Raw genomic sequence first — 370 nt, 5'->3', positions numbered from 1 at the left:
GCGTACGCAGGCCAACCTGGGTGAGCAGTTCCGCTACCCGCTGAGCAATTTGCGCGCGCGGTATCTTCTGATGAACGCGCAGTACCTCCGCAATACTTTCTCCCACGGTCTGTCGCGGATTTAATGACGCAAAAGGATCCTGGAAAATCATCGCGCTTTGCTGGCGCAGACGGACGATGTCGCTGGTTAAGCCATGTGTAATACGCTGACCATCGAACCGCACCTCTCCTGCCGCAACCCGTTCGAGCTGCAACAGCGCCCGTCCAAGGGTACTTTTACCGCTGCCGGACTCGCCGACCAGGCCCAGCGTCTCGCCGGGATAAATTTGCACCGTGACCTGGTTAACCGCATGCACCACTTTTTTCTCTCG

Annotated in this window: 1 protein-coding gene; it reads right to left on the bottom strand. The window is 57.8% G+C overall.

Annotated features, from left to right (window positions below; all coding sequences use genetic code 11):
* Positions 1-370, bottom strand: a 370-nt coding sequence (locus CWM53_RS20195) for an ATP-binding cassette domain-containing protein (RefSeq protein WP_133124367.1), incomplete at both ends; no start/stop codon positions are given.

The organism is Klebsiella sp. A-Nf5 (assembly GCF_002810545.1).
Lineage (GTDB): Bacteria > Pseudomonadota > Gammaproteobacteria > Enterobacterales > Enterobacteriaceae > Klebsiella > Klebsiella variicola.
The sequence above is the reverse complement of the archived record's forward strand: the minus strand, read 5'-3'. Positions and strand labels throughout refer to the sequence as shown.